We start from the raw sequence: 1,421 nt of genomic DNA, 5'->3' as shown, positions 1-1,421 counted from the left end.
CCTCCGGCCCTCTGGGCCACCTCCCCCAGAGGGGGAGGATTTATGGCGCCAAGATGCTCCCCCTCTGGGGGAGCTGTCGCGGAGCGACTGAGGGGGACGCCGCAGGCGTCAGATATGCTCGTCCTCCAGCGCCTTGGTCGCCGTGTCGATCCGTATCTGCAGCTCGCGCATGAACTCGCCGCGCTTGAGGCCGGCGGGGATGGGCGGCAGGTATTCGAAGACGATGACGCCGGGCTCGACCAGCAGACTCTTGTGCTTCCAGTGCTGGCCGCAGTTGAGGGCCAGCGGGGTCACCGGTAGCTCCAGCTCGCGATAGAGCGCGGCGATGCCGGGCTTGTAGTCGCCGGGTTCGCCGACCTTGCCGCGGGTGCCTTCGGGGAAGATCACGACCTGGCGGGTCTCCTTCATGCGGTCGATGGAGTCGCGGACCAGCTTCTTCAGGGCCGTCGAGTGGCCCTTGCGATCGACGACGATCATCTTGGCCTTCAGGCCGTGCCACCCGAACAGCGGCACCATCAGCAGCTCCTTCTTCATCACGAAGCAGGCGTCGGGCAGGATGGCGAACTGGCTGAAGACGTCGAACATCGACTGGTGCTTGGCGGCCACCAGCGCCGGGCCGGTGGGAACGTATTCCTTGCCGCGCACCTCGATCCTCACGCCCGCCAGCCAGCGCAGGGCGAAGATCACGCCCTGGGACCAGAAGCGCAGCACGGCGCGGTTGGCCGCGCGCGGCATCAGCAGGGTCACCAGCATCAGCGTGGCCAGGGTGGCCGACCACAGCCAGAAGAACAGCTGGAACAGGAACGAGCGCAGGTAGATCAAGAGTCTTTCCCTTTTGCCGACGTCTCGGCGGGTTTTTCCTTCGGACCCAGGTTCAGGAACGCCTCGCGCCCCAGGATCGCCAGGTACTTGCAGTATTCCACGATCATCCGCCGGGCGGTGTGGCTGCGCTTCCACCAGCGGCGGGCGTTGAGGCTTTCGGTGGCCACCGGATAGGCGTGCAGGGTCACTTCCGGCATGGTGGCGTGCAGCTCCAGCATCGAGCGCGGCATGTGGTAGTCGGCGGTGACGACGATCAGGCTCTCATAGCCGCGCGCCTTGGCCCATTCGGCGGTCTCGCGGGCGTTGCCGACGGTGTCGGCCGCGGCGAACCCCAAGTCCACGCAGCAGTCGTAGATCGGCTTGACGGCCTTGGTGACGTCCTGGACGTCGGCGCGGGTGGCCTCGCGGTTGACGCCCGAGATCAGCAGGCGCTTGCCCTTGCCGGCCTCCAGCAGCTTGGTGGCCGCCTCCAGGCGGAGGTTCGAGGCGCCGGTCAGCACCACGACGCCGTCGGAGACGGGGGGATCGGCCGCCGGGGTCGAGCGCTCCACCCGCGAGGTGAAGGCCAGCAGGCCCAGGGTCCAGATCATCACCACGAT

General features: G+C 67.4%; 2 protein-coding genes. Both read right to left on the bottom strand.

The window, feature by feature from the left end:
• Positions 1-108: 108 nt before the first annotated feature.
• The gene (locus DMC18_RS25480; RefSeq protein WP_110118029.1) at positions 109-822 is read right to left on the bottom strand and encodes a 1-acyl-sn-glycerol-3-phosphate acyltransferase; all 714 of its coding nucleotides are present in this window, start codon (positions 820-822) and stop codon (positions 109-111) included.
• The coding region (locus DMC18_RS25475) for a YdcF family protein (protein WP_233248309.1) at positions 819-1,421 on the bottom strand (603 nt) is incomplete at its 5' end. The genes DMC18_RS25480 and DMC18_RS25475, both read right to left, overlap by 4 nt.

Origin of the sequence: Caulobacter sp. D5 (assembly GCF_003185805.1) — a bacterium.
GTDB lineage: Bacteria > Pseudomonadota > Alphaproteobacteria > Caulobacterales > Caulobacteraceae > Caulobacter.
The sequence above is the reverse complement of the archived record's forward strand: the minus strand, read 5'-3'. Positions and strand labels throughout refer to the sequence as shown.